1 protein-coding gene is annotated in these 2,885 nt (G+C 66.3%); it reads left to right on the top strand.

Going from position 1 to position 2,885, the window contains the following annotated elements; all coding sequences use genetic code 11:
* Window positions 1-105 precede the first annotated feature (105 nt).
* Window positions 106-2,859, top strand: a complete 2,754-nt coding sequence (locus LH128_RS16765) for a [protein-PII] uridylyltransferase (protein ID WP_008830854.1) — start codon at window positions 106-108, stop codon at window positions 2,857-2,859.
* Window positions 2,860-2,885 lie beyond the last annotated feature (26 nt).

Raw genomic sequence — 2,885 nt, 5'->3', positions numbered from 1 at the left:
CCTCTCAATTCCGCTCAGGGCGAACTTGTTGAAGCCCCCTCGGGCACAAAAGTCCGGGGCGACGAATACTTCCCCAATTCCAAGGCAGTCTCTAAGTCAGGACACATGAGCAGCGTGATCCGAATCCCCTCCCCGCGTTCCGTGATCGACCGGCGCGAACTTGTGCAGACGATCGAGAAGCTGGTGGAAGCCTATGGCGCCGCCAAGGGACGGCGCTACATCGTCGAAACGCTGCGCACTGCCCTTGCCGACGGGCGCGAGGAAATCGCCCGCCGCCTCGACGCCAAGCCCTCGGCCGGGCACGAGGTCGCCGAGGCGCAGGCATTCCTCACCGACCAGCTGATCCGCGTCATCCACGATCACATCGTCACCAACGTCTACCCAGCCGGAAACCGCTCCAAGGGCGAGCGGCTGACGATCATGGCGGTCGGCGGCTATGGCCGGGGCGAGATGGCGCCGCATTCCGACGTGGACATCGCGTTCCTCACCCCGATCAAGCAGACGCCGTGGTGCGAGCAGGTGATCGAGGCGATGCTATACTTCTTATGGGACCTGTCGCTGAAGATCGGCCATTCGAGCCGCTCGCTCGACGACATGGTGCGCATGTCGAAGTCGGACCTGACGATCCGCACCGCGATGCTGGAGGGCCGCTACGTCTGGGGCGACCAGGACCTCTACGAGGAGGCCCGCGCCCGCTTCTTCAAGGACGTCGTCTCGGGCACAGAGCGCCAGTTCGTGGTCGAGAAGCTGGCCGAGCGCGAGGAACGCCACAAGCGCATGGGCGACAGTCGCTACGTCGTCGAGCCCAACGTCAAGGAGGGCAAGGGCTCCTTGCGCGACCTTCACGCGCTCTACTGGATCGGCAAGTACATCCACAAGGTCCGCTCGCCCGCCGAACTGGTCGACGTGGGGCTGCTGACAGCCAAGGAATACCGCAGTTTCCGCCGCGCCGAGAACTTCTTCTGGGCGGTGCGCTGCCACCTTCACACCATCACCCGCCGCGCCGAGGACCGCCTGACCTTCGACCTCCAGCGCGAGGTGGCGGCGCGGATGAACTTCTCCGACCGCCCCGGCAAGAGCGCGGTGGAGCGTTTCATGCAGATGTTCTTCCTGCAGGCCAAGGTGGTCGGCAGCCTGACCGGCGTGTTCCTCGCGCAGCTCGACGAGCAGTTCGCCAAGCGCCAGCCGCGCGGGCTGCTGGCGGGTTTCCGCGCCCGCGAACGGCTGCTCAAGGGCTACAAGGTGTTCGGCGGCCGTCTGCGCGCGCCCTCGGACGACTGGTTCGAGAGCGATCCCGTCCGGATGATCGAGATCTTCGTCCTCGCCGAGCGCGAGGGCCTGGAAATCCACCCCGAAACACTGCGCCTGATCTCCCGCGATGCCGCGCTGATCAAGGACGAGGTGCGGAGCGACAAGCGCGCCAATGAGCTGTTCATGGAACTGCTCACCAGCCGCCGGAACCCCGAAGTCGCGCTGCGCAGCTTCAACGAGGCGGGGGTGTTCGGCCGCTTCGTCACCGAATTCGGCCGCGTCAACGCGCAGATGCAGTTCGACATGTACCACCACTACACGGTGGACGAGCACACCATCCGCGCCATCGGCCTCGTCTCGCGCATCGAGAAGGGCGAGCTGAAGGACGACCACCCCCTCGCGCATGAAGTGATTCACAAGGTCCGCTCGCGCCGGGCGCTCTACGTCTCGGTGCTGCTCCATGACATCGCCAAGGGCCGCAAGGGCGACCACTCGGTGCTGGGCGCAGAGATCGCGCTGAAGCTGTGTCCGCGCTTCGGGCTGGACGAGGAGGAGACCGAACTGGTCTCCTGGCTGGTGCGCCATCACCTGCTGCTCTCCGCCACCGCGATGAAGCGCGATCTGTCGGACGGCAAGACCATCGCCGACTTCGTCGAGGTCGTGCAGTCGGTCGATCGCCTGCGCCAGCTGACGGTGCTTACCATCGTCGACATCCGCGCGGTCGGGCCGGGCACCTGGAATTCGTGGAAACGCCAGCTGATCGCCACGCTCTACGGCGCAGCCGAGGAACGCCTGCGTCTCGGGCACGCAGAGTTCGGTCGTCCCAAGCGGGTCGAGGCCAAGAAGGCGCAGGTCGAGGCGATGGGCGGTGCCTATGCCGCGCTGGTCGAGAAGGTCGGCGCGATCCTCGGCGACGCCTACTGGATCGCCGAACCCGAAGACGTCATCGCCCGCAACCTCATCCAGCTCGATGCTTCGGACGACGAACCGCTATCGATCTCGACGGAATACTACCCGGCCCGCGGGGCGACGCTGGTGACGGTGATCGCCTCGGACCACCCCGGCCTGTTCTACCGCATCGCCGGGGGCATCCATCTGGCGGGCGGCAACATCATCGACGCGCGCATCCACACCACCCGCACCGGCCGCGCGGTCGACAACTTCCTCGTGCAGGACCCGCTCGGCCGCCCGTTCATGGAGTACGGGCAGCTACGCCGCCTCGAACTCACCATCGAGAACGCGCTCGCCAACCGCATCAAGATTCTGCCGCAGCTGGTCGCCAAGCCCGACGCGCGCCCGCGCGCCGACGCCTTCGACGTGCGCCCGCGCGTCCTGTTCGACAACAAGGCGTCGAACCGCTTCACCGTGGTCGAGATCAACGCGCGCGACCGCCCGGCGCTGCTCAACCGGCTGGCGCATGCGCTGTTCGAATCCAAACTGATGGTCCACTCGGCCCATATCGCGACGTATGGCGAACGGGCGGCGGACACCTTCTACGTGACGGACCTGCTGGGCGAGAAGATCACCGCCGCCCCGCGCATCAAGGCGATCGAGCGGCGTCTTCTGGAGGCCACCAGCGAGCCAAGCCTGGAGGAAGCGGTGGCGTGAGAAGAAAAGCCCACCCCCAGCCCCTC

It is taken from the genome of Sphingomonas sp. LH128, assembly GCF_000293195.2.
Classification (GTDB): Bacteria; Pseudomonadota; Alphaproteobacteria; order Sphingomonadales; family Sphingomonadaceae; genus Novosphingobium; species Novosphingobium resinovorum_A.
This window is presented reverse-complemented; position numbering and strand designations above follow the sequence as displayed.